This window comes from Enterobacter sp. SECR19-1250, assembly GCF_013391025.1.
GTDB lineage: Bacteria > Pseudomonadota > Gammaproteobacteria > Enterobacterales > Enterobacteriaceae > Enterobacter > Enterobacter cloacae.
The window spans coordinates 1-2,669 of sequence record NZ_JACASJ010000221.1; the positions used below are offsets into that span (position 1 = coordinate 1).

Consider the following 2,669-nt stretch of genomic DNA (forward strand, 5'->3'; position numbering starts at 1 on the left):
GGACATCGTTAACTTAAGATACAAAAGCTGTTCGGAGATGGAGGGTCAAGATCATTTTGTGTCGAGTTTCTAATTAATGGCTTTTATTACGACAGCACTGAAGTCATGAATGCCATTAATGCCGGGAACTATCTGGATAATATTATTGCATTTGAAAGGCTCTGATTCTGTCCTAAAATCAATTAAGTGCTAAATCAGAGATATTCGCCTTTTTTCAGTCTCCGGATAAATTCAGCCGGAGTCATGTCATTTTATGGTGGGTGCGTTCTCTCATGATTATATTCCTGCGCCACTTGTCGAGTTTGACTTGCGCATATTCCAATGAGATGAACCAGTGAATATTCAACTGTTCTTGCCCTGATGACATGTAACTGTGGTAATGACTCCAACTTACTGATAGTGTTTTATGTTCAGATAATGCCCGATGACCTTGTCATGCAGCTCCAGCGATTTTGAGAACGACAGTGACTTCCGTCCCAGCCTTGCCAGATGTTGTCTCAGATTCAGGTTATGTCACTCAATGCGCTGAGTGTAACGCTTGCTGATAACGTGCAGCTTTCCCTTCAGGCGTGATTCATAAAGCGGCCAGCCATCCGTCATCCATACCACCACATCAAAGACCGACAGCAGCTCCAGAAGACGCTCCAGTGTGGCCAGAGTACGCTCACCAAAGACGTGTGCCACCACCGTCCTGCGCATCCTGTCATAGGCGTAAAATAACCAGCGCTGACGTGATTTAGCCCCGACGTAGCCCCACTGTTCGTCCATTTCCGCGCAGACAATGACGTCACTGCCCGGTTGTATGCGCGATGTTACCGGCTCCGGCCTGAGTTTTTTAAGTGCCGTAAAATCGTGTTGAGGCCAACGCCCATAATGCGGGCACTGGCACGGCACCCAACCCCATTCATAGCCATATCAATGATTTTCTGATGTGTACCGGGTTGAGAGGCGGTGTAAGTGAAGCTGATTTGCCATGTTTTACGGCAGTGAGAGCAGAGATAGCGCTGATGTCCGGCAGTGCTTTTACCGTTACGCACCACGCCTTCAGTAGCGGAGCAGGAAGGACATCTGATGGAAATGGAAGCCACGCAAGCACCTTAAAATCACCATCATACACTAAATCAGTAAGTTGGCAGCATTACCTGTAACTGTATCCGACTTAAACACATATTATTTCTGTGAGCTCTTCCCCAACGGCAATCTTTCCCCTCAAGACCAGAATCAGACCGTAAAGCCTGCTCTTTCTGCATTTCCCGTCTTAACTCATACCATGTAGCACCAGCATTTCCTTCGCCACGCCAGAAAATCAATGTAGCCATTAACAACGCCGTGCCGGGGATGGGTCAACCCTGACGTACTTAACACCAGTCACAGGAGGTAATATGTCCAGCCCGAAACGCTTCCGTTTTACTAATCAGCTCATTAAATCCCTGCCCCCTAACACATCAGATTCACACAGCACCGATGCCGAATACAGCGATACCGAGATTTCTGGCCTGAAGTGTCTGGTCAGCAAAGGGGAAGGACGTAAAAAATTTTTGCTCCGCTACCTCTATCATGGACGAAAACGCGCCATAGCTATTGGTCACTGGCCTGAGGTAGATGTCACCTTAGCCCGTAAGATTTCCATGGAGCATAAACGCTCACTTGCCACCGGAACTGACCCTAAGCAGGAACGTGAAAACAAGAGACAAGAAATGACATTCGATGAACTCTTTAACCAGCATTATCTGGTATGGGCAAAATCTGCAAAACGTAGCTGGGGAAAGGATTTCCAGCGCTACCGGGATCATATCCGTCCCGTCTTAGGTCTAATGCTACTGAGTGATATCACACCAGCCAGGATTCTTCGCCTCCAGCAGACGTTAAGCATTTCACTGTCAGCAGCAACCTGTAATCGTGTCATCGTACTGGTTAAAGCGGTATTTACCTGGGCAGGAAGGCGAGGCATTACCTCTATCCATCCGGCAAGAGTGGTACAGCTTCTCAGGGAGAACAACGCCCGACAGCGCTATTTCACCGAGGATGAAATTCGTCGTATTTTTCTCTCCGCCGATGATGATACCAGCACCGTCGCTGCATGCTATGTCAAACTGCTGTTACTGACCGGCCTTCGTCGTGATGAGCTGCGTCTGGCTAAGTGGGAGCATGTTGACCCGGTTAAACGCACCCTGTGGCTCCCTGAAACCAAGAATGGCTATGGACGGATTGTTCATCTTAACTCACTGGCGATGGACGTAATCAGAACGCTGCCAACACAGCGTGGAAATCCGTGGTTGTTTATCGGTAAAAAACAAGGAATGCCGCTGAACAATCCGGTCAAAGCCTTTCAGCGTATCGTGCGACGGGCGGGAATTTTCGACAAAGAAGTGTGTATTCATACCTGCCGCCATTCGGTTGCGGCGCTCATCGTTTCCCATGGTGGAACGCTGTATGACGTTCAGGCGCAGTTAGGTCATCGCAGTAGTCAGTCATCACAGCGTTATGCGCACCTTCATCCTCAGCGCTTACAAAACACCAGCCAACTTCTGGCGGAAAGGATAACAGCTCAGCTACCTTCTTTGCGATAACTGAAAAGCAGAGGCAAATGCCCCTGCTTTTTTTGAGGGTAAACTCGACTTTGTTGAATAAATCGAACTTTTGCTGAGTTGAAGGATCAGATCACGCAT

Annotated in this window: 1 protein-coding gene and 1 pseudogene; one reads left to right on the top strand and one right to left on the bottom strand. The window is 48.3% G+C overall.

What is annotated here, in order from left to right:
- Window positions 1-390: 390 nt before the first annotated feature.
- Window positions 391-1,088 (bottom strand): annotated as a pseudogene (locus HX884_RS26025) (IS1 family transposase).
- A 294-nt stretch (window positions 1,089-1,382) separates the two neighbouring features.
- On the opposite strand from HX884_RS26025, the gene HX884_RS26030 reads away from it, so the two are divergent.
- Window positions 1,383-2,570 (top strand): site-specific integrase, encoded by a 1,188-nt coding sequence (locus tag HX884_RS26030; protein ID WP_032610113.1) that lies wholly within the window; start codon window positions 1,383-1,385, stop codon window positions 2,568-2,570.
- The last annotated feature ends 99 nt before the right edge of the window (window positions 2,571-2,669 follow it).

Coding starts and splice junctions, on each gene's coding strand:
- HX884_RS26030 (WP_032610113.1), top strand. CDS start 1,383: ATGTCCAGCCCGAAACGCTTCCGTTTTACTAATCAGCTCATTAAATCC.